The organism is Hornefia porci (genome assembly GCF_001940235.1).
GTDB lineage: Bacteria > Bacillota > Clostridia > Peptostreptococcales > Anaerovoracaceae > Aminicella > Aminicella porci.
On record NZ_MJIE01000001.1, the window covers coordinates 39,506 to 58,272 of the forward strand.

Here is an 18,767-nt window from a genome sequence, read left to right on the forward strand (position 1 = left end):
ATGGCAGATTACAGATTTGTTCTGGCGGTGACGATCGCGTATTTCCTCGGAAATATTTCGCCGTCCACCATTCAGGCCAGAATGCGGGGAATCGATATTAAAAAGGAGGGAAGCGGCAACGCCGGCACGACCAACACACTGCGTGTGCTGGGCGCGCGGGCCGCGCTGATCACTCTGGTGGTGGACATCGGAAAGGGCGTAGTGGCGGTTGCGCTGGGATACTGGATCGCGACGCCGGCCGCGGCGATGTGGTGCGCGCTGGCGGCGTTCCTCGGACACGTGTTCCCGGTCCTCCTGAAATTCAAGGGAGGCAAGGGCGTAGCGGTGGCCTTCGGCGTGCTGCTCGGGCTGAACTGGAAGCTGGCTCTCGCAGAGCTGGGCATCGTGCTTCTGGCCGTGATCCTCACACGGAGAGTTTCCTTCGGCTCAATCTTCGCGGCAGTGGCGTTTCCGTTTCTGTGCTGGTACATGGAACCGGATTTCATCTATATAGGTTGCGTAATGGCCGCTCTGGTGCTGATTATGCATCGGAGCAACATCATTCGCCTGATTCACGGCGAAGAGGATAAAGTTAATATCAGCTGGTTCAAAAAGAAAGGTGGAGAGGAATGAAGAATATCGCAGTCATCGGAGCAGGAAGCTGGGGGACCGCCCTCGCGCTGACGCTGAGCAATAAAGGACATCAGGTGAAAATCTGTGACGTCGACCGGGAGCATATCAGGGAGATGAGGGAACACCGGGAGAATGTGAAATACCTTCCGGGAATTCCGTTCAACGACAACCTCGCGGTAGTCGGCAGTACAGAGGAGGCCATGGAGGGAGCAGATATTGTTTTGTTCTCTGCACCCGCTCAGCACTTCCGCGACGCCTTTGAGCATGCGGTTCCGCTGATTGAAGATTCCATGGTGGTGGTCAACGTGGCCAAGGGAATCGAGCAGGGGACGCTGATGCGCATGTCGGAAATCGCAACGCTGCTGAAACCGGATGTGAAATATGTGGCGCTGTCCGGTCCGTCTCACGCCGAGGAGGTCGGACGGTTCATGCCGACGACGGTGGCGGTGGCGTCAAAGGATATGAAGCTGGCGGAATACATTCAGGATGAATTCATGACTGACCGCTTCCGTGTCTACACCAACAGCGACGTCTGCGGCGTGGAGCTGGGCGGAGCTCTGAAGAACATCATCGCGCTGGGCGCCGGAATCTCCGACGGCATCGGCTTCGGAGACAACGCCAAGGCGGCGCTGATGACCAGAGGAATCACGGAAATGAAGCGTCTGGGAGTCAGTCTGGGTGCGGATCCGGAAACCTTTGCGGGGCTGACCGGCGTCGGCGACCTGATTGTGACCTGCACCAGCATGCATTCCAGAAACCGCCGCTGCGGAATAATGATCGGCGAGGGAGTCAGACCCAGTGAGGCGACAAAGAAGGTCGGAATGGTTGTGGAAGGCATGTTTACGACCGTTGCGGCGTATGAGCTGGCGAAACGGGTCGGCGTGGAGATGCCGATTACGGAGTGTATCTACGAATGCATCAACGAGAGAATCGACGCCAGAGAGGCTGTCGAAATCCTGATGGGCAGAGATAAGAAAAACGAGATGCATATATAAGGGAGAATATGGAGAAGACATTTCACATAACGACATTCGGATGTCAGATGAACGAGCATGACTCGGAAATTCTGGCGGGCCTGCTGGACGAGATGGGGTACAGAGCGGTTCCGGACAGGGAAGAGGCGCAGGTGGTGATTCTGAACACCTGCAGCGTGCGGGAGAATGCGGACAAACGCTTTTTCGGCACGCTGGGGCAGCTGAAGCGCAGGAAAACGGCTGACCCTGACTTTGTAGTATGCGTCTGCGGCTGCATGATGCAGCAGCAGCACATTATCGATACGCTGAAGACAAAATATCCGTGGGTGGATCTGGTCTTCGGCACGCATAATATCCACCGCTTCCCCGCTCTGCTGGAGAACGTTATCCGGCAGAAGGACCGTGAGATTGAAATCTGGCAGGACGGCGGAGAAATTGTGGAGGGTATGCCCGCCCGCAGGCTCCACCGCTGCAAGGCTCTGGTCAACATCATGTACGGCTGCAACAATTTCTGTACCTACTGCATCGTTCCCTATACGAGAGGCCGGGAGCGGAGCCGGCGCCCGGAGGATATCGTGAAGGAAATCCGGGAGCTGACGGCAGACGGCGTGCGGGAAGTGATGCTGCTTGGACAGAATGTGAACAGCTACAGGGGAGAACCAGAGGACGGCGGCGTCTGCAGCTTTGCGGATCTGATTCTGCGTATCGCGGAAATCGACGGACTGGAGAGGATACGGTTCATGACGTCTCATCCCAAGGATCTGTCTGATGAGCTGATCCGGGTGTTCGCCGATTGCGACAAGCTTTGTAAGAACATCCATCTTCCGGTGCAGTCGGGCAGCAGCGAGATCATGAAGCGCATGAACCGCCATTACGACCGGGAGCAGTATCTGGAAATTATACGGAAGCTGAGGGAAGCCGTTCCGGAGATTACAATTTCAACGGATATCATCGTCGGGTTCCCGGGAGAAACAGAAGAGCAGTTTGAGGAGACTCTGAGTCTGGTGGAGGAGGTCCGCTATGACTCCGCGTTCACCTTTCTGTATTCTCCCCGTGTCGGGACGCCGGCGGCGGAGCTTCCGGAGCAGATTCCGGAGGAGGTCAAGCACCGGAGGTTCAACCGGCTGGTGGAGCTTGTGGACTCTATAAGCGCGGAAAAGAACAGCGCGTATAAAGGCAGGGTGGAGCGCGTTCTCGCGGAGGGAACGAGCAAGCGGAACCCCGGCGCGCTGTCCGGACGGACGGACGGCTTCAAGCTGGTGAATTTCAAGGGAGAGAACGATCTGATCGGCCAATTCGTGGATGTGGAAATTACGGAGGGGAAAACCTTTAGTCTCGAAGGGAGGATTGTTCAATGAGATTTTATATTGCACTGTGGTTCGCCAAGATTGTAAACGGACTGATCAATCTGATCGATAAATCAAGGGGCTCCAATTTCGCGGGGGAGCACGCGATGAAAATTGATCCGCAGATGGTGGCCCACTTTAAGGGAATCGATCCGGACCGCGTTCTGTTCATCACGGGAACCAACGGAAAGTCCACGACGAACAACCTGGTGAACCATATTTTCCGGGAGAACGGGAAAAAGGTGGTCTCCAATCTGGAGGGCGCGAACCTCATCTACGGCGTGTGCACCGCGCTGATTAAGGCCAGCAGCCTGACGGGGAGGGTAAAGGCGGACTACTTCATCTTTGAGACGGATGAGAGGTTCGTTCCGGTGATCCGCCGGCAGCTTCCTGCGGCTAATCTCCTGATTACCAACCTGCAGAAGGATCAGGTGCAGCGCAACGGCGATCCGGATTTCATTTACCGTAAGCTGAAGGAGGCGGTGAAGGGGCAGAATCTGCGGATTTTCCTGAACAACGAGGAGCCGCGGGCCCGTGCCTTCGATGAAGACGCCCGGGAGGCGGTCAGTTTCGGCGTGGCGAGACACAGCGAGGCGTTCCGGAAGAGCGGGAGCTATGTGACCATGGCGTGTCCCAGATGTCGTCACAAAATCGTGTTCGACTATTATAACACGGACGGCATCGGAGCGTTCCATTGCAGTAACTGCGGTCATCACAGCCTCGCGCAGGCGGATTATACCGTGGAGGACGTGGATTTCGAGAACCGCAGTTTCCGGGAGGCGGGCGAAGACTTCACAATGCCCTACGACACGCCCTATATGCTGTATAATTACAGCGCGGCGGTGGCGGTGGCGAAGGAGTTCGGAGAAATCGGGCCGGCAGAGGCGGCGAAGGCCTTCGCCGGTTTCAGGAACGTGGGCGGACGCTTCGAGATCATGCACTACAAAGGAAAGACCATTAAATACATGCGTATCAAGCAGGAGAATCCGGAGACTCTGCAGACCTCCATCAATGTCATGGCGGCGGATCCGAACCGCAAGATGGTGGCGCTGGGGCTCTGTCCCCTCGTGGATATGATTCCCCACTACGCGGTCACCTTCTACGCTTATGACTGTGATTTCAGCAAGCTGGTGAAGAGCGACGTGGAGAAGTATTTCTGCTTCTCCAATCCGGTCTGCTATGATACGGCGAACCGCTTTATCTATGAAGGCGTGGACCCTGCGAAAATCACCATCGAGGATTCTGAGGACGTTGAGGTGATCTTCCGTGAAATCGAAGAGGCAGAGACGGATAATATCTATTTGATTACATGGCTTCATACCTATGAGCATATGGAGAAGTTCCTGAAGAAGGAGGGTGCCGTATATGAGTAATTTCAAAATCGCGTGGCTGTTCCCGGATACGCTGTTTCTTCACGGAGAACGGGGGAACCTGCTGGCGCTGGCGAGGTTCGCACAGCTGGCCGGATTTGAGCCGGAGATTCAGAAGGTGGATTTCACTTCTGCGACCTTCGCTCCGGAGGAGTATGACATTATCTTTTGTGCTCCGGGAGAGATCTCATCCTTCCCCGCGGTCCGGGACTGGCTGCTGCCATACAAGGCGCAGCTGAGGGAATACGTCGACGGAGGACGGCCCATGCTGGTCACCGGCACGTCGGTAGGTCTGTTCGGGAAGCAGATTCTGCGCAGTGACGGCAGCGAGGCTGAGGGACTTGGAATCATCTTCACACAGTTTTCAGAAAACAAAGCTGTCTACGGTGATGACATTTGGTTTGAATGCGAGTATAATAACGAAAAGATGGAGATTATCGGCAACCAGATCCAGATGGGAGACCTTAATATCGTCTCGGAAAAGCCCTTCGGGCATCTGCGGTACGGATACGGAAATACCGGAAAGGACCGGAATGAGGGCGTGCTCCGGGGGAACTCCATCTTTACGAACACACTGGGACCGATGCTGGTCTGCAACCCGTGGCTCACGGAGGAAATCATCCGTGTGGCGGCGGCAGCGAGGGATATTACCGTCGGGGACTTCGGCTATGAGCCGACGCTGGAGCGCAGGTCCTTTGCGACAAAGCAGAAATTTATTGAAACAAAGGAAACCGGTTTGACGAATTGCGGCAGATAAGGGTTTTTATGACAGTAGGAGGTAATGAAATGGCGTTCCTGGACACATTGAGAGATGCGGCGCAGCAGATGGGCGACAGAGCGAGCGACGCGCTGGAGACATCGAAGCTGAAGGGCAAGATTAATAGTGAGAAGAAGGAGATCAACATCGAGATGCAGAAGATCGGCAAGATTTTCTTTGACAAAATCAAGTCGGGAGAAATCGAGAGCGATGAGGATCTGAAGAACATTATCGAGAAAATCGACGCTCATAACCAGACGATCGACGAGCTGAAGGAGTCGCTGGCCGCGCTGACCAGCGAGGACTGAGCCACGGAACCGGCGAATGCCGGGCCGTGAAACCGGCGAATGCCGAGCCGTGAAACCGGCGAATGCCGAGCCGTGAAACCGGCGAATGCCGAGCCGCGGACTGCGGACATGAGCCGCCGCCGGAGGCTGACTCAATATGATACTGATACAGAGGAGAGAAGTCTGTCATGACGGCAGACTTCTTTTATCGAAAGGGAGATTTATTTGAACAGAAGAGATATGATGCCGCTGTTTATCGTTATTGCGGCGATGATCGTGCTGAATATCCTGAATGGAGATTTCAGCGATTTCGGTTCCTGGGTATACCGTCAGCTGCTGATGCTGCCGGGAATCGTGATCGGGCTGACGGTCCACGAGTTCGCTCACGGACTCGTGTCGGACCGCTGCGGCGATCCCACGCCGAGAGCGCAGGGCAGGCTGACGCTGAATCCCGCGGCCCACATCGACCTGATCGGATTTCTGTGCCTGTTCTTCGCCGGCTTCGGCTGGGGCCAGCCTGTGCAGATCGATCCGCGTTATTATAAGCATAAGAGGCTGGACGAGTTTCTTGTTTCCATCGCGGGAGTAACAATGAATTTCATTGTCGCCGTTGCACTGGCCTTTGTTCTGCACCTTATCATGCATTCCGGCAGCGCGTTTTTCTCTACAGCCACCGGGGATGTGATTCTGAATATGGTGCAGTATGGAATTTTCATCAATCTGGTACTGATGATTTTCAACCTGATTCCGGTGCCGCCGCTGGACGGCTGGGGAATCCTGACGCAGATCTTCGATCTGGAGAAATACAGGTGGTACCCCATCGTCTATCAGAACGGATTCTACATCCTGCTGGCGCTGATACTGTTTAATGTCACCAGTCTGATTCTGGATCCGGCAATCAACGGAATCTGGTCGTGGATGCTGAATACGATCGTAATATAGTGTCTGCTCATTAAGCCCCGTCAGGCTTAATGGGCGCTGACAGCAGTCTTTCAGCAGCGCCGCGGCGCACAATCCGATGGAAAGGTGCGCCGGATACGAAAAAATTATTAGCACTCTATCAAAAAGAGTGCTAATTTTATCTTTACTTTTTGAAAAACAGGGTATAGAATAAACATCAGAGATTAATACAGCCAGTCATGAGGGGGTGAATTTACCAATGAACATTGAAAGATATACACAGAATGCGCAGAACGCGGTTGTGGAATGCCAGAATATCGGCGTTTCGGAGGGTCATCAGGTCCTGGACGGGGAGCATCTGCACCTTGCCCTGCTGATGCAGAAGGAAGGGCTGATACCCAAGCTTGTGAAGTATATGGGCGCGGATCCCACGGCGATGATCGCCGATCTGGAGGCAGAGATGGAGAAGATCCCGAAGGTTTCCGGGAACGCGGACAACGTTTATGCGTCCAGACGGCTGAACAAGCTGTTTATCGATGCAGAGAAGCTGGCAGATCAGATGAAGGATGAATATGTCAGTGTGGAGCATCTCTATCTTGCGCTGCTTGCCGAGAAGGGAACGCCGTCGGCGCGTCTGTTCAGCAAGTATTCGATTACAAAGGAGAAGTTCCTGGATGCTTTGTCAAAGGTGAGAGGAAATCAGCGGGTCACCAGCCAGAATCCGGAGGAGAATTATGAGGCTCTGGAGAAATACGGCCGCGATCTGGTGGAAATGGCCCGGCAGGGCAAGCTGGATCCGGTAATCGGCAGGGATGCGGAGATCCGCCACACCATTCAGATCCTTTCCCGCCGTACAAAGAATAATCCGGTGCTCATCGGCGAGCCAGGCGTCGGCAAGACCGCCGTTGTCGAGGGACTTGCCCAGAGAATTCTGAAGGGCGATGTTCCGGAAGGACTGAAGGATAAAACTATTTTTGCGCTGGATATGGGCGCGCTGATTGCGGGCGCCAAATTCCGGGGCGAGTTTGAGGAACGGCTGAAGGCCGTGCTGAATGAGGTGGAGAAGTCGGAAGGGCGGATTCTTCTGTTCATCGACGAGATCCATAATATCGTCGGAGCCGGACGGACGGAGGGCTCCATGGACGCAGGCAACCTGCTTAAGCCGAAACTGGCAAGAGGAGAGCTGCACTGTATCGGCGCGACTACGCTGGACGAATATCGCAAATACATCGAAAAGGATGCGGCGCTGGAGCGCCGGTTCCAGAAGGTGCTAGTGGATCAGCCGAGCGTAGAGGATACGATTTCCATTCTGCGTGGACTGAAGGAACGGTTTGAAATCCATCACGGAGTCCGTATTACGGATAATGCGCTGATTGCCTGCGCCAGACTGTCGGACAGGTATATTACCGACCGGTTCCTGCCGGACAAAGCCATTGACCTGATGGACGAGGCGGCGGCGCGGATCCGTACTGAAATCGACAGCATGCCGGCAGAGCTGGACGAGATCAGCCGCAAGATTATGCAGCTGGAGATTGAACGGCAGGCGCTGAGCAAGGAGGACGACAAGGCTTCCAGGGCAAGGCTTGCCGCGCTGGAGAAGGAGCTTGCGCAGCTGAACGATGAAAACTCTGCGATGCGGGCACAGTGGGAAGGCGAGAAGAAAGCTATTTCCGCTGTGAAGGAAACCAAGAAGGAGATTGAAAACGTCCGTCAGCAGATGGAAGAGGCGGAACGGAATTACGATCTGGAGCGGCTGGCGAAGCTGAAGTACGGAGATCTTCCCGCACTGGAGAAGAAGCTCGAGGCGGAGAAGGCCAAGTCCGACGCGGCGGAGGAAAACCGCCTGCTGAAGGAGGAGGTCGGCGAAGAAGAAATCGCAGAGGTGGTTTCGTCCTGGACCGGTATTCCGGTTGCGAAGCTGGTGGAGACTGAGCGGGACAAGCTGCTGCGTCTGCCTGAGATTCTGCACAAAAGAGTCGTGGGCCAGGATGAGGGTGTTCAGTCTGTGGCGGAGGCCATCCTGCGCGCCAGAGCAGGGCTGAAGAATGAAAACCGGCCTATTGGTTCCTTTATTTTCCTGGGGCCCACCGGCGTAGGCAAGACCGAGCTGGCGAAATCACTGTCGGAGGCTCTGTTCGACAGCGAAAAGAATCTGATTCGTATCGATATGTCCGAATACATGGAGAAGCACTCCGTTTCCAGACTGGTGGGAGCGCCTCCGGGATATGTTGGATACGATGAGGGCGGGCAGCTGACGGAGGCGGTCCGCAGGAGACCGTACAGCGTTATTCTGTTCGATGAGATTGAAAAGGCTCATCCGGATGTTTTCAACATTCTGCTGCAGCTTCTGGACGACGGCCGTCTGACGGACAATCAGGGACGCACGGTGGATTTCAAGAATACGATTATCATTATGACGTCCAACATCGGGAGCGCAGAGCTGATCGACAATATTTCCCAGGACGGGCGCATAGATCCCGCGGTCAGAGACCGGGTGGAGGGAGAACTGAAAAACTACTTCCGTCCTGAGTTCCTGAACCGGATTGACGATATCATCGTGTTCAGCCCGCTGACAGAGGAGCAGATCGTGAAGATTATCGAGCTGTCCATGAAGTCGCTGGAAAGCCGCCTGGCGGAGAGGGATATCACCCTGACGCTGACGGACGCCGCGAAGCGCAGAATTGCGGACGAGGCCTACGAGCCCGCCTATGGTGCGAGACCGGTCAAGAGATATCTGCAGAAGCATATCGAGACGCAGCTTGCGGAAATGATTATTCGCGGGGACGTCTACGACGGAACCGGCGTCACAGTGGATGCGGACGAGAACGGACTCACATTCCATACGAAGCAGGAAGCTTAACTGAATACGTACAGAACAAAAAGACCGCGCCTGCCGCGTGCTCCGGACAGCAGTTTTGAAGCTGCAGAATTGACGGAGCACCGCGGCGGCGCGGTTTTGAAGTTGCAGAATTGGCGAAGTGCCGCGGCGGCGCGGTTTGTTTTGTCGTAAAATGCCGGATGGGATAGGCCGGCCGAAAGGGAGGGCCTATTTGAATTTCCTTTTGGCGGAGTTTTCCATGTGCCGCTTCATCGCCGCCGCGCCGGCCTCGGGATCACCGTCTCCGAAGGCGTCGTAGATGTCGCGGTGCTCCGCGAGCACATCCCGGAGGTAATTGGGAGCATAATAGTTGGACGGATTGCAGTGGCGGAGGTACAGCTGGTACGCCGACAGCTGCTGGAGCATCATACGGTTGTGAGTGGCGTGATAGATGATCTGATGAAATGCGATGTTGATGTTCAGCATTTTCGGGATGTCGTTTTTCATCGTGTAGAATTCCATGAACGCAAAGGTTTCGTCCAGCTCGGACATTTCCGTTTCTGTTATCCGCTCGATTGCCCAGCGGACCGCGGTGACTTCTCCCTGAGAGCGGAGCACGTAGATATCGTGGATATCCTGTTCCGTCAGAGCTTTTACAAAGGCGCCCCGGTTGGGGATGGTCATAATCAGGCCGTCCGCCTCCAGCTGCCTCAGAGCTTCCCGAACCGGCGTGCGGCTGACGCCGTACTGATTGCAGATTTTGATCTCTGTAAGCTTTTCACCGTCCTCCAGCTTGCCGGTCAGAATATCCTCCTGAAGCTTGGAAAAAAGATTGCTGGATAACGGCAGGTTATTATTTTGTTCATCCTCCAGATATTGAATGATTGACATGTGTCACTCCTCGGTAATTCGTAAATTGCATCTGCTCATCAGGTTTCCGCCGGAAAGTTCCTGTCGATAAGTTTCTGTCGATAAGTTTCTGTCGATAAGTTTCCTCCGGAAAGTCTCCGCCAAACCTGACGGACGCTGACGGTGCTTCCGTCCTTGAATATTATACGGGAATCACAGGGCCCGGTCAAGGAGGCTGCTGCACATGAGGGGCTCCCGACTGCGCGCTGCACATGACGGTCTCCCGACTGCCGCGCCCGGGGGGTCTTCCGACAATGTTTTTGAAAATCGTCGGCATAATAGGTTTTGCAGGTTAATTATTAACCCACAAAACCTACAAACTCGTCGCATCACAAAAAGGGTTCCGGGAAAGGGACGAAGACTCCCACCCGGCATACCGGAATTGTCAATACCGCGTCTCACGCTATTCCTGCAACCGAATGTTCTCCCGAATCGACCGCTTATCGAAAAAGAGTGGCGTGCTGCCCTTTATTTGACTATACTGTACACACAGACATGATTTTATCACAAATATATTGCAGAGGATATGCTGCAGCAGGGGGTGATATATTGCGAATCGAAATACAGGTCGATCCGAACTGCAAGGAGCCGAAGCTTTTGATACTGACGAATCAGGTGACGAATGAAATCAGGGAACTGGTCCGGCGTCTGTCCGTCGATGTTCCGCAGATACTCATCGGTTTTGACCTGAGCTTTACAGGTACAATCGGTGTCCGGATGTCTGATGGCACGACCAGCTATGCATCCAGAAGATATGTGTCAAAAATCAAACAGCGGTTAGAAATGTGAGGTATATTCAAATGAAGAGAAAAGCTTTTATTCGAGGAATGCTGGGCATTCCGAAAGGTATTGCTATCTGTTTTTTTTCTGGCCATCGTTAATTCTCTTATTGTCGGAGACGGCAGATTCTACGCCTGTACTCCCGCGTTTGCCGATACAGTGGGAAGCGAAATCACGGCAGTAATTTTACAGACTCTGCTGTCCGGTCTGGTGGGAATTGTCTTCGGAGCCTCATCTGTGATTTGGGACATAGAGGACTGGAGCATCGCAAAACAAAGTGGATTTTTCTTTGCAATAGCAGCCGCTGCGCTTATGCCGGCAGGTTACGCTCTGAACTGGATGGATCGCAGCGCGAGAGGCATTTTCGGTTTCTTCCTGATATTCGCTGCAGTATTTGTGATAATCTGGTTCACTATGTACCTTGCCTGGAGACACAAAATCCGAAAACTGAACCGGGATGTTGAGCAGAAAAACAGAGTGCGGCTTATGTTTGCGGACATATAAAGATGCAGAGGATACGGGGGCAGGCTTTTGCATTCGGTTGAAGGAATAATGTGAGGCTCGGTATCGACAATTCCGGTATGCCGGGTGGGAGTCTCTGCCCCTTTCCCGGAACCCTTTTTGTGATGCGACGAGTTTGTAGGTTTTGTGGGTTAATAATTAACCTACAAAACCTATTTTGCCGGCGATTTTCAAAAACAATGTCGGAAGACCCCTGAGTGCTGCACCGTGAGCTCCCCCCTCGAGTGCAGCTCCCGCCGGGCGGGGTTCCTTGCGTTTTTGTGCATCCGGTAATATAATAGGGGGCATGGATAAGAAAAGAGTAACAAAGATTCTGGATCTGCTTGAGGCAGAATATCCGGATGCCGGGTGTGCGCTGCATCATCAGAACCCTTTTGAACTTCTGGTGGCGACGGTGCTTTCCGCACAGACTACGGATAAGAGTGTAAATCAGGTCACGCCTGAGCTGTTTCAGGCATATCCCGACGCCCGGGCGCTGGCTGAGGCGGAGCCCGGAGAAGTAGAGCAGTATATCCGTCGTATCGGGATGTATAAAACCAAGTCGAAAAACATCGTTGCTTTGGCGCGAAAGCTCTGCGATGAGTACAGCGGCCGGGTTCCCAATGATTACGATGCGCTGGTGTCGCTTCCCGGCGTGGGCCGTAAGACTGCCAATGTGGTGCAGTCAGTCGCTTTTGGGGTACAAAGGATTGCGGTGGACACGCATGTGTTCCGTGTCAGCAACCGTATCGGTCTGGTTTGCGAAAAAAATGTGCTGGACACAGAAAAGGCACTGATGAGGACCATCCCGGAAAACCGGTGGACGGACACTCACCACTGCCTGATTTTTCATGGAAGAAATTGCTGCACTGCCAGAAAACCGCATTGTGAGGAATGCTGTATTGCGGCGCTCTGCGAGCAGAACCTGTAAACCGCCACGCACTAAAGTGCTGCGGTTCTGGCATGGGCGCTACATCGCCTCTGTCTTCGCCTTCGGCTCGCCAGTCGGCGTGTTAGCGGCCGCCGCCGTAAACCGCCACGCACTAAAGTGCTGCGATTCTGGCATGGGCGCTACATCGCCTCTGTCTTCGCCTTCGGCTCGCCAGTCGGCGTGTTAGCGGCCGCCGCCGTAAACCGCCACGCACTAAAGTGCTGCGATTCTGGCATGGGCGCTACATCGCCTCTGTCTTCGCCTTCGGCTCGCCAGTCGGCGTGTTAGCGGCCGCCGCCGTAAACCGCCACGCACTAAAGTGCTGCGATTCTGGCATGGGCGCTACATCGCCTCTGTCTTCGCCTTCGGCTCGCCAGTCGGCGTGTTAGCGGCCGCCGCCGTAAACCGCCACGCACTAAAGTGCTGCGGTTCTGACATGGGACCTGCATCAGCTCTGCGGCGCTTTGGCTTGCAGTCGCTGTGCCAGGTCTCCAGCGTTAGCGGCCGCCGCCGTAAACCGCCACGCACTAAAGTGCTGCGGTTCTGGCATGGGAGCTACATCGCCTCTGTCTTCGCCTTCGGCTCGCCAGTCGGCGTGTTAGCGGCCGCAGCAATTTTTGTATTTTTTGCCGCTGCCGCAGGGGCAGGGGTCGTTTCTGCCGGGCTTTTTCGGGGCGTGGTAGATTTTGGATTTTTTGTATTCCTTTGAAATCCTTTTGCGTGTGTCTTCATCGAGGACGCCTGACCAGGCCTCCAGGGAGTAGAGATGAGGCGCGTCGGCCTGCCACATATTATAATACAGCTTTTCAAAATCGACGTCCAGGTCGATGGCGGAGTCCTCGGTCATGGACTCGATATCGAGACTGTCGCCGTTCTTCAGGCTGTTTTCTATGCCGTCCAGGAATCCTTCAAAGATGACCGGACGAACCTCGAATTTTTCGGACAGCTCGCCCAGGGCTCCGGTCAGATGCTCGTCATGGTGCTCCAGAATACGAGAGTAGATTTTCATTTCAGCCTTGCAGTACTCATCCCAGAACGCCTCAAAGGTGTCGTCTGTCTGGTTTTCCAGCAGGGTTTTCCAGTCAGTGTATAAACTCATTTTAATGCCTCCGTTCTCATGATGGAAATAATGTCGCCGACGATGGCGCTTCCGGTGGGCAGCGCTCCGGCGCCCTTACCGTAGAACATGACCTCGTCCACAGCGTTTCCGGTGATATAGATGGCGTTGAACTCGTTATTAACGCCGGCCAGAGGATGATCCAGAGGGATCTCCATAGGACGGATCTCGAAGCTGAGACCGCCGTCGTTGGCTACCGCTGCCTTTGCAATGAGCTTGATTTTGCAGCCCCTCTCGCGGGCGGCCGCGATATCGTCCATCGTGACGCCGGTAATTCCCACGGTCGGGATATCCTGCGGCGGTACATACCGGTCGAAGGCCAGCGCCATCAGAATCGACAGCTTGTTGGCGACATCGATTCCCTCCACGTCCGCAGTGGGGTCGGCCTCCGCGAAGCCCTTCGCCTGTGCGTCCTTCAGCACATCATCATAAGAGAGACCTTCGTCGCCCATCTTGGTGAGAATATAATTGGTCGTTCCGTTCAGAATTCCCATGACCTCCGTAAATACATTGCCCGCCAGAGCCTCTGTAATCGCGGTCAGAGCAGGAATTCCGCCGCCGACACAGGCCTCGATGCGGATCTGCACGCCGCTGTCCTCAGCGGCTTTTTTCAGCTTGCCGTAGTTCGCGGCGACAGCCGCTTTATTCGGCGTTACAACATTTTTCCCGTTTTCCAGCGCCTTCAGCATCCAGGAACTGGACGGCTCGATTCCGCCGAGTGATTCCACAACGATGTCGATATCGTCTGCGGACAGAATATCATCCACATTCTGCGTCACGACGGAAGGATCCACACCGTGCGCTTCGACTGCTTTCTGATTGATCTCCAGGATCCGGGTCACCTCGTAGTCAACGCCGGTCCGCCTGCATATGACGTCCCTGTTGTCTCTCAGGATGTCGTAGGTCCCGCCGCCGACCGTCCCCAGTCCGAGAATTCCGATGTTGATTTTTTTCATAATTCCTCCTAAAACGTAGCTTTCCGGTTCATTATATAACAAATATAAAATTTTGTCTTTATCTTTTGTCAAAAAACAAGTATGATGATATCGGTCGGATCTCTTCAGAGGATCAGGAAGGGAAACCCGGCCGGAGCATCGGAAAACACAGGAGGGAGAAATACGCCATGGCATTGCATATCGTTTTCGTAGAGCCGGAGATTCCGCCGAATACGGGCAATATCGCGCGGACCTGCGCGGCGACGGATTCTGTGCTGCATCTGGTGGAGCCGCTGGGCTTCCGCATCGATGACAGGGCTGTGCGCAGGGCGGGATTGGATTACTGGCCGTACGTGAAGCTGCGGGTGCATCCGGATCTCAAAAGCTTCATGGAGGAGTACAGAGAGAACAGGATGTTTTTCGCGACAACAAAGGGCGGTTCCCTCTATACCGAGGTCGCGTACCGCGACGGGGATATGCTTTTGTTCGGCAGGGAAACCCGGGGGCTTCCGCGGGAGCTGCTGGAGTCTCACAGAGAACAGACCGTACGGATTCCCATGAGCGAAAATACCCGTCTGCGATCGCTGAATCTGGCGAATTCCGCCAACATAATTTTGTTCGAAGCGCTGCGTCAGTTAGGCTTTCCGGGGTTGAAATAGCGCCCCGGTATGGTATAATATTTGCATAAAGAAAGATAACGAAATCAGGCAGAGGAAACAATGAAGCTTGGATATGAATTGACAATAGAACAGAAACAGCAGCTGTCGATGACGCCGGAGCTGATTCAGGCAATCAAGATCCTGCAGCTCAGCAATATGGATCTGTTTGACTATGTTCAGAATGAGCTTCTGGAAAACCCGATTCTGGAAGAGGCCCATCACGACGGAGACGACGGGCAGTCGCCGGTGGAAATCGATATCCGCGACCGGATCGCAGAGGATGACTACGACGACGGAAACGACCGGCAGTGGGAAAATCATTCGGATCGGGAGGAGTACACATTTGAGCAGTTCACGTCGGCGGAACAGACCCTGCAGGACTTTCTGACAGAGCAGCTGAACTTCAGCAGACTGATCGGGCGGGACCGGCAGATCTGCAGTTTTATCATTGAAGGAATCGACGAGAACGGCTATCTGACGCTCTCCATGGAGGAAATCACGACGATGATGGACACCGATGAGGAGACGGTCGAGCGGATTCTGGGCTATGTGCATCAGATGGAGCCCACAGGGGTCGGCGCCAGGAGCCTGGCGGAGTGCCTGGAGATTCAGCTGGCGTCCCGGGGAGAACTGACGGACGAGCTGGAATACATCATCGAGAATATGCTGAACGACGTTGCGGACAACCGGCTTTCCAAGATCGCCAGGGCAGTGGGAATCCGGTGCGAGGAGGTGCAGCAGGCAGTGGATCTGATCCGGAGCCTGGAGCCCAAGCCGGGACGGCAGTTCGCCAACAGCGGGGAATCCACCCGTTATGTGATTCCGGACATCATTGTGGAGAAAATCGACGGAGAGTATGTGGTTTCCAGCAATGACTCCAGCATCCCCCGGCTGATGGTAAGCTCCTACTACAAAAAACTGTCCGGCGCTGCGAAGCAGGACGCGGATCTGAACAATTACCTGACCAGCCGCTTCAATTCAGCCATGTGGCTGATCCGAAGCATCGAGCAGAGAAAACAGACCATCATGAATGTGGCGGCGGCGATCGTCCACTATCAGGAGGACTTTTTCGAGAAGGGCGAAAAGTTTATCCGGACGCTGACGCTGAAGCAGATCGCGGAGGAGCTGGGCGTCCATGAATCGACGGTCAGCCGGGCGATAAACGGAAAATATATGCAGAGCCCCAGAGGGGTGTATGAACTGAAATACTTCTTCTCCAGCGGCGTGCCGGTGGCGGGCGGAGCAGGCGGACTGTCGTCCAACAGCGTGAAGTCCATCATCCGCGAGATCGTTGACGGCGAGGATCCGAAGAAGCCGTACAGCGACCAGGACATGGTGGCGCTGCTGAAGGAAAAGGGAATCGAGATTTCCCGACGGACCGTGGCGAAATACCGCGAGGGAATGGGAATCCTGTCCTCCTCCAAGCGGAGAAGATACTGAAATTAACACTGCTTTCAATATCGCAAGGATATTTAAAGAATACGAATCAACAAATACTTTATGTGCCGAAAGGAGAAAGAGAGATGGCAGCAAAGGTAGGAATCAGCGGATTTGGAAGAATTGCGAGAGTCGTGATCAGGGCTGCGCAGGATATGCCGGAAATCGACATTTGCGGAATTAACGTGAGAAATGCGAATATCGAATATATGGTATATATGCTCAAGTATGACAGCGTCTTCGGACGGTTCCCCGGCAAGCTCGAGCAATACGATGAAGGGATCATCATCGATGGCAAGAAGATCCCCGTGTACAGCGAGTCGGAGGCGAAGAACATTCCGTGGGACCGCTGCGGAGCGGAGTACATTGTGGAGGCGACGGGCGCTTACAACACCACAGAGAAGGCGCAGGATCACATCGATTCCGGTGCGAAGAAGGTTATCATTACCGCGCCCGCGAAGGACAAGACCACGCCGACTTTTGTCTATCGCGTCAACAGCGACCAGTACACAAGCGACATGAACGTGGTCTCCAACGCGTCCTGCACGACTAACTGTCTGGCGCCTCTGTGCAAGGTCGTGAACGACGAGTTCGGCATCGACCAGGGACTGATGTCCACTATCCACGCGGCGACAGCCAAGCAGAAGGTCGTAGACGCCCGTTCCCTGAAGGACTGGAGAACCGGACGTTCTGTGTTCGGGAACGTGATCCCGACCACGACGGGAGCCGCCAAGGCGGTCGGACTGGTGATTCCGGAGCTGGCGGGAAGAATGACGGGAATCGCTTACCGCGTTCCCACGAATGACGTTTCAGTCATCGACCTGAACATCGTACTGAAGAAATCGGCGTCCTATGAGGACATCTGCCGGGCGGTCAAGAAGGCCTCCGAGACCACACTGGCCGGAGTCATCGAATACGTGGATGACGAGGTTGTTTCCGGCGATTTTGTCGGCGACCCCTGCACGTCGATCTTCGACGCCAGAGAGGGAATCGAGCTGAACGACAAATTCTTCAAGCTGATCGCGTACTACGACAACGAGTACGGCTATTCCTGCAAAACGCTGGAGCTGATAAAGCATATGTATTCGGTTGACCAGTCAGCGAAAAACTAAAGGAGAAGAAAAAGGAGTACGGCTATGAAAAAGACAATACGGGATATCGACGTAAAAGGAAAAAAGGTTATTGCACGCTGTGATTTCAATGTGCCGATGCAGGAGGGCAGAATTACCGACGATACGAGAATACGGGCGGCGCTGCCCACCATCGAGTATCTCCTAGAGCACGATGCTGCCCTGATACTGATGTCCCACATGGGACGGCCGAAGGGAGAGCCGAAGATGGAATTCACCCTTGCGCCGGTCGCGGAGAGATTGTCTGAGTATCTGAAAAAAGAAGTGAAATTCAAATCTTCACCGACCGTCGTCGACGATGAAGTGAAAAAGATGGCAGCGGAGCTGAAGCCCGGAGAAGTAATGCTCCTGGAAAATGTCCGGTTCCGTAAAGAGGAGACGGAGAACGATCCCGGATTCGCGAAGGAGCTGGCATCCCTGGCGGAGCTCTTTGTGCAGGAAGCCTTCGGCACGGCCCACAGAGCGCATGCGTCAACCGCGGGAATCGCAGATTACCTGCCGGCAGTTTCCGGATTCCTGATTGAAAAGGAAGTGAAGTTCCTGGGAAGCGCGGTAGAGGACCCGAAGAGACCCTTTGTGGCCATCATGGGAGGCGCCAAGGTCGGCGACAAAATCCCGGTCATCCGGAACCTGATCAGCCGGGTGGACACTTTAATCATCGGCGGCGGAATGGCGTACACCTTTTACAAGGCGATGGGGCTGGAAATCGGAACCTCCATTCTGGATGCTGACAATGTAGGGCTTGCCGGTGAGCTGATGAAGCAGGCGGAAGAGGCCGGCGTGAAAATGCTCCTGCCGGTGGACGTGGTCTGCGCCGCGGCGTTCGAGAACGACGCGGAAACCGTTACGGTGGATCGCGACAAAATGCCGGCGGATATGATGGGCATGGATATCGGGCCGAAATCGGCGGAGCTTTTCGCGGAGGAGATCGGCAAGGCAGCGACGGTCGTCTGGAACGGACCGATGGGCGTTTTCGAGATGCCGAATTTCGCGGAGGGAACAAAGAAGGTCGCGGAGGCGCTGGCAGCCAGCGACGCGATTACCGTCATCGGCGGAGGCGATTCTGCTGCGGCTGTCGAGCAGTTCGGCCTGGCGGACAAGATGACACATATCTCCACGGGCGGAGGCGCTTCGCTGGAGTTCCTCGAGGGAAAAACACTACCGGGAATTGCTGTGATTCAGGACAAATAATCTGACTGCATTGCTGAGACGCCGGCGCCGCATACGCGGTGCCGGCTGTCTTCCGTATGCAGGACGGACATAATTAATGCGTGCTCAGCTGCCGGATATGCCTGAAATACCGA

The 18,767-nt window shown here is 54.6% G+C and carries 18 protein-coding genes; 15 read left to right on the plus strand and 3 right to left on the minus strand.

Going from position 1 to position 18,767, the window contains the following annotated elements:
- From plsY to clpB, 8 genes are all read left to right on the plus strand, one after another.
- Window positions 1-612 carry a glycerol-3-phosphate 1-O-acyltransferase PlsY gene (plsY, locus tag BHK98_RS00150; protein WP_075711671.1) on the plus strand — a complete coding sequence of 204 codons (612 nt, stop codon included), beginning with the start codon at window positions 1-3 and terminating at the stop codon, window positions 610-612.
- Complete coding sequence (locus BHK98_RS00155) at window positions 609-1,607, plus strand: NAD(P)H-dependent glycerol-3-phosphate dehydrogenase (protein ID WP_075711672.1); 999 nt, start codon at window positions 609-611, stop codon at window positions 1,605-1,607. Before plsY ends, BHK98_RS00155 begins: the two co-directional genes overlap by 4 nt.
- Window positions 1,608-1,615: 8 nt before the next feature.
- Window positions 1,616-2,944 carry a tRNA (N6-isopentenyl adenosine(37)-C2)-methylthiotransferase MiaB gene (gene miaB, locus BHK98_RS00160; RefSeq protein WP_075711673.1) on the plus strand — a complete coding sequence of 443 codons (1,329 nt, stop codon included), beginning with the start codon at window positions 1,616-1,618 and terminating at the stop codon, window positions 2,942-2,944.
- Window positions 2,941-4,305, plus strand: a complete 1,365-nt coding sequence (locus BHK98_RS00165) for a Mur ligase family protein (protein WP_075711674.1) — start codon at window positions 2,941-2,943, stop codon at window positions 4,303-4,305. Before miaB ends, BHK98_RS00165 begins: the two co-directional genes overlap by 4 nt.
- A complete protein-coding gene (locus BHK98_RS00170; protein ID WP_075711675.1) occupies window positions 4,298-5,059 on the plus strand; it encodes a type 1 glutamine amidotransferase in 762 nt (253 codons plus the stop codon). Before BHK98_RS00165 ends, BHK98_RS00170 begins: the two co-directional genes overlap by 8 nt.
- 8 nt (window positions 5,060-5,067) lie before the next feature.
- On the plus strand, window positions 5,068-5,367 hold the full coding sequence (locus BHK98_RS00175) for a hypothetical protein (protein WP_143404502.1): 300 nt from the start codon (window positions 5,068-5,070) through the stop codon (window positions 5,365-5,367).
- 204 nt (window positions 5,368-5,571) lie between these two features.
- Window positions 5,572-6,288 carry a site-2 protease family protein gene (locus BHK98_RS00180; RefSeq protein ID WP_143404503.1) on the plus strand — a complete coding sequence of 239 codons (717 nt, stop codon included), beginning with the start codon at window positions 5,572-5,574 and terminating at the stop codon, window positions 6,286-6,288.
- A gap of 217 nt (window positions 6,289-6,505) precedes the next feature.
- Entirely contained in the window at window positions 6,506-9,106 is a 2,601-nt protein-coding gene (gene clpB / locus BHK98_RS00185) for an ATP-dependent chaperone ClpB (RefSeq protein WP_075711677.1), read from the plus strand.
- A 186-nt stretch (window positions 9,107-9,292) separates the two neighbouring features.
- Here the strand turns inward: clpB and BHK98_RS00190 are convergent, their stop codons facing one another.
- Window positions 9,293-9,955 carry a GntR family transcriptional regulator gene (locus BHK98_RS00190; protein ID WP_075711678.1) on the minus strand — a complete coding sequence of 221 codons (663 nt, stop codon included), beginning with the start codon at window positions 9,953-9,955 and terminating at the stop codon, window positions 9,293-9,295.
- A gap of 567 nt (window positions 9,956-10,522) precedes the next feature.
- Between BHK98_RS00190 and BHK98_RS00195 the strand changes: the two genes are divergently transcribed.
- From BHK98_RS00195 to nth, 3 genes are all read left to right on the plus strand, one after another.
- Window positions 10,523-10,762, plus strand: coding sequence for a hypothetical protein (locus BHK98_RS00195; protein ID WP_075711679.1), 240 nt, complete (start codon window positions 10,523-10,525; stop codon window positions 10,760-10,762).
- A gap of 60 nt (window positions 10,763-10,822) precedes the next feature.
- On the plus strand, window positions 10,823-11,257 hold the full coding sequence (locus BHK98_RS00200; protein ID WP_083627976.1) for a DUF3021 domain-containing protein: 435 nt from the start codon (window positions 10,823-10,825) through the stop codon (window positions 11,255-11,257).
- Window positions 11,258-11,561: 304 nt separating this feature from the next.
- Window positions 11,562-12,185 (plus strand): endonuclease III, encoded by a 624-nt coding sequence (gene nth, locus BHK98_RS00205; protein ID WP_075711680.1) that lies wholly within the window; start codon window positions 11,562-11,564, stop codon window positions 12,183-12,185.
- 598 nt (window positions 12,186-12,783) lie between these two features.
- Here nth and BHK98_RS00210 read toward each other — a convergent pair.
- Window positions 12,784-13,284: an SEC-C metal-binding domain-containing protein gene (locus BHK98_RS00210; protein ID WP_075711681.1), complete on the minus strand. Its 501-nt coding sequence runs from the start codon at window positions 13,282-13,284 to the stop codon at window positions 12,784-12,786.
- Window positions 13,281-14,258 (minus strand): homoserine dehydrogenase, encoded by a 978-nt coding sequence (locus tag BHK98_RS00215; protein WP_075711682.1) that lies wholly within the window; start codon window positions 14,256-14,258, stop codon window positions 13,281-13,283. Before BHK98_RS00215 ends, BHK98_RS00210 begins: the two co-directional genes overlap by 4 nt.
- 167 nt (window positions 14,259-14,425) lie before the next feature.
- Here BHK98_RS00215 and trmL point away from each other — a divergent pair, with 167 nt between their 5' ends.
- From trmL to BHK98_RS00235, 4 genes are all read left to right on the plus strand, one after another.
- The gene (gene trmL / locus BHK98_RS00220; RefSeq protein WP_075711683.1) at window positions 14,426-14,896 is read left to right on the plus strand and encodes a tRNA (uridine(34)/cytosine(34)/5-carboxymethylaminomethyluridine(34)-2'-O)-methyltransferase TrmL; all 471 of its coding nucleotides are present in this window, start codon (window positions 14,426-14,428) and stop codon (window positions 14,894-14,896) included.
- 60 nt (window positions 14,897-14,956) lie between these two features.
- Window positions 14,957-16,336, plus strand: a complete 1,380-nt coding sequence (gene rpoN / locus BHK98_RS00225) for an RNA polymerase factor sigma-54 (RefSeq protein ID WP_075711684.1) — start codon at window positions 14,957-14,959, stop codon at window positions 16,334-16,336.
- Between the two features lie 83 nt (window positions 16,337-16,419).
- The gene (gene gap, locus BHK98_RS00230; RefSeq protein WP_075711685.1) at window positions 16,420-17,445 is read left to right on the plus strand and encodes a type I glyceraldehyde-3-phosphate dehydrogenase; all 1,026 of its coding nucleotides are present in this window, start codon (window positions 16,420-16,422) and stop codon (window positions 17,443-17,445) included.
- A gap of 24 nt (window positions 17,446-17,469) precedes the next feature.
- Complete coding sequence (locus BHK98_RS00235) at window positions 17,470-18,654, plus strand: phosphoglycerate kinase (protein ID WP_075711686.1); 1,185 nt, start codon at window positions 17,470-17,472, stop codon at window positions 18,652-18,654.
- Window positions 18,655-18,767 lie beyond the last annotated feature (113 nt).

What these genes read in the sequence shown, in the direction of transcription:
- BHK98_RS00235 (WP_075711686.1), top strand. Translation starts at nt 17,470, where the DNA reads ATGAAAAAGACAATACGGGATATCGACGTAAAAGGAAAAAAGGTTATT.
- miaB (WP_075711673.1), top strand. Translation starts at nt 1,616, where the DNA reads ATGGAGAAGACATTTCACATAACGACATTCGGATGTCAGATGAACGAG.
- BHK98_RS00175 (WP_143404502.1), top strand. Translation starts at nt 5,068, where the DNA reads ATGACAGTAGGAGGTAATGAAATGGCGTTCCTGGACACATTGAGAGAT.
- rpoN (WP_075711684.1), top strand. Translation starts at nt 14,957, where the DNA reads ATGAAGCTTGGATATGAATTGACAATAGAACAGAAACAGCAGCTGTCG.
- clpB (WP_075711677.1), top strand. Translation starts at nt 6,506, where the DNA reads ATGAACATTGAAAGATATACACAGAATGCGCAGAACGCGGTTGTGGAA.
- BHK98_RS00155 (WP_075711672.1), top strand. Translation starts at nt 609, where the DNA reads ATGAAGAATATCGCAGTCATCGGAGCAGGAAGCTGGGGGACCGCCCTC.
- trmL (WP_075711683.1), top strand. Translation starts at nt 14,426, where the DNA reads ATGGCATTGCATATCGTTTTCGTAGAGCCGGAGATTCCGCCGAATACG.
- BHK98_RS00190 (WP_075711678.1), bottom strand. Translation starts at nt 9,955, where the DNA reads ATGTCAATCATTCAATATCTGGAGGATGAACAAAATAATAACCTGCCG.
- nth (WP_075711680.1), top strand. Translation starts at nt 11,562, where the DNA reads ATGGATAAGAAAAGAGTAACAAAGATTCTGGATCTGCTTGAGGCAGAA.
- BHK98_RS00210 (WP_075711681.1), bottom strand. Translation starts at nt 13,284, where the DNA reads ATGAGTTTATACACTGACTGGAAAACCCTGCTGGAAAACCAGACAGAC.
- BHK98_RS00215 (WP_075711682.1), bottom strand. Translation starts at nt 14,258, where the DNA reads ATGAAAAAAATCAACATCGGAATTCTCGGACTGGGGACGGTCGGCGGC.
- BHK98_RS00165 (WP_075711674.1), top strand. Translation starts at nt 2,941, where the DNA reads ATGAGATTTTATATTGCACTGTGGTTCGCCAAGATTGTAAACGGACTG.
- plsY (WP_075711671.1), top strand. Translation starts at nt 1, where the DNA reads ATGGCAGATTACAGATTTGTTCTGGCGGTGACGATCGCGTATTTCCTC.
- BHK98_RS00170 (WP_075711675.1), top strand. Translation starts at nt 4,298, where the DNA reads ATGAGTAATTTCAAAATCGCGTGGCTGTTCCCGGATACGCTGTTTCTT.
- gap (WP_075711685.1), top strand. Translation starts at nt 16,420, where the DNA reads ATGGCAGCAAAGGTAGGAATCAGCGGATTTGGAAGAATTGCGAGAGTC.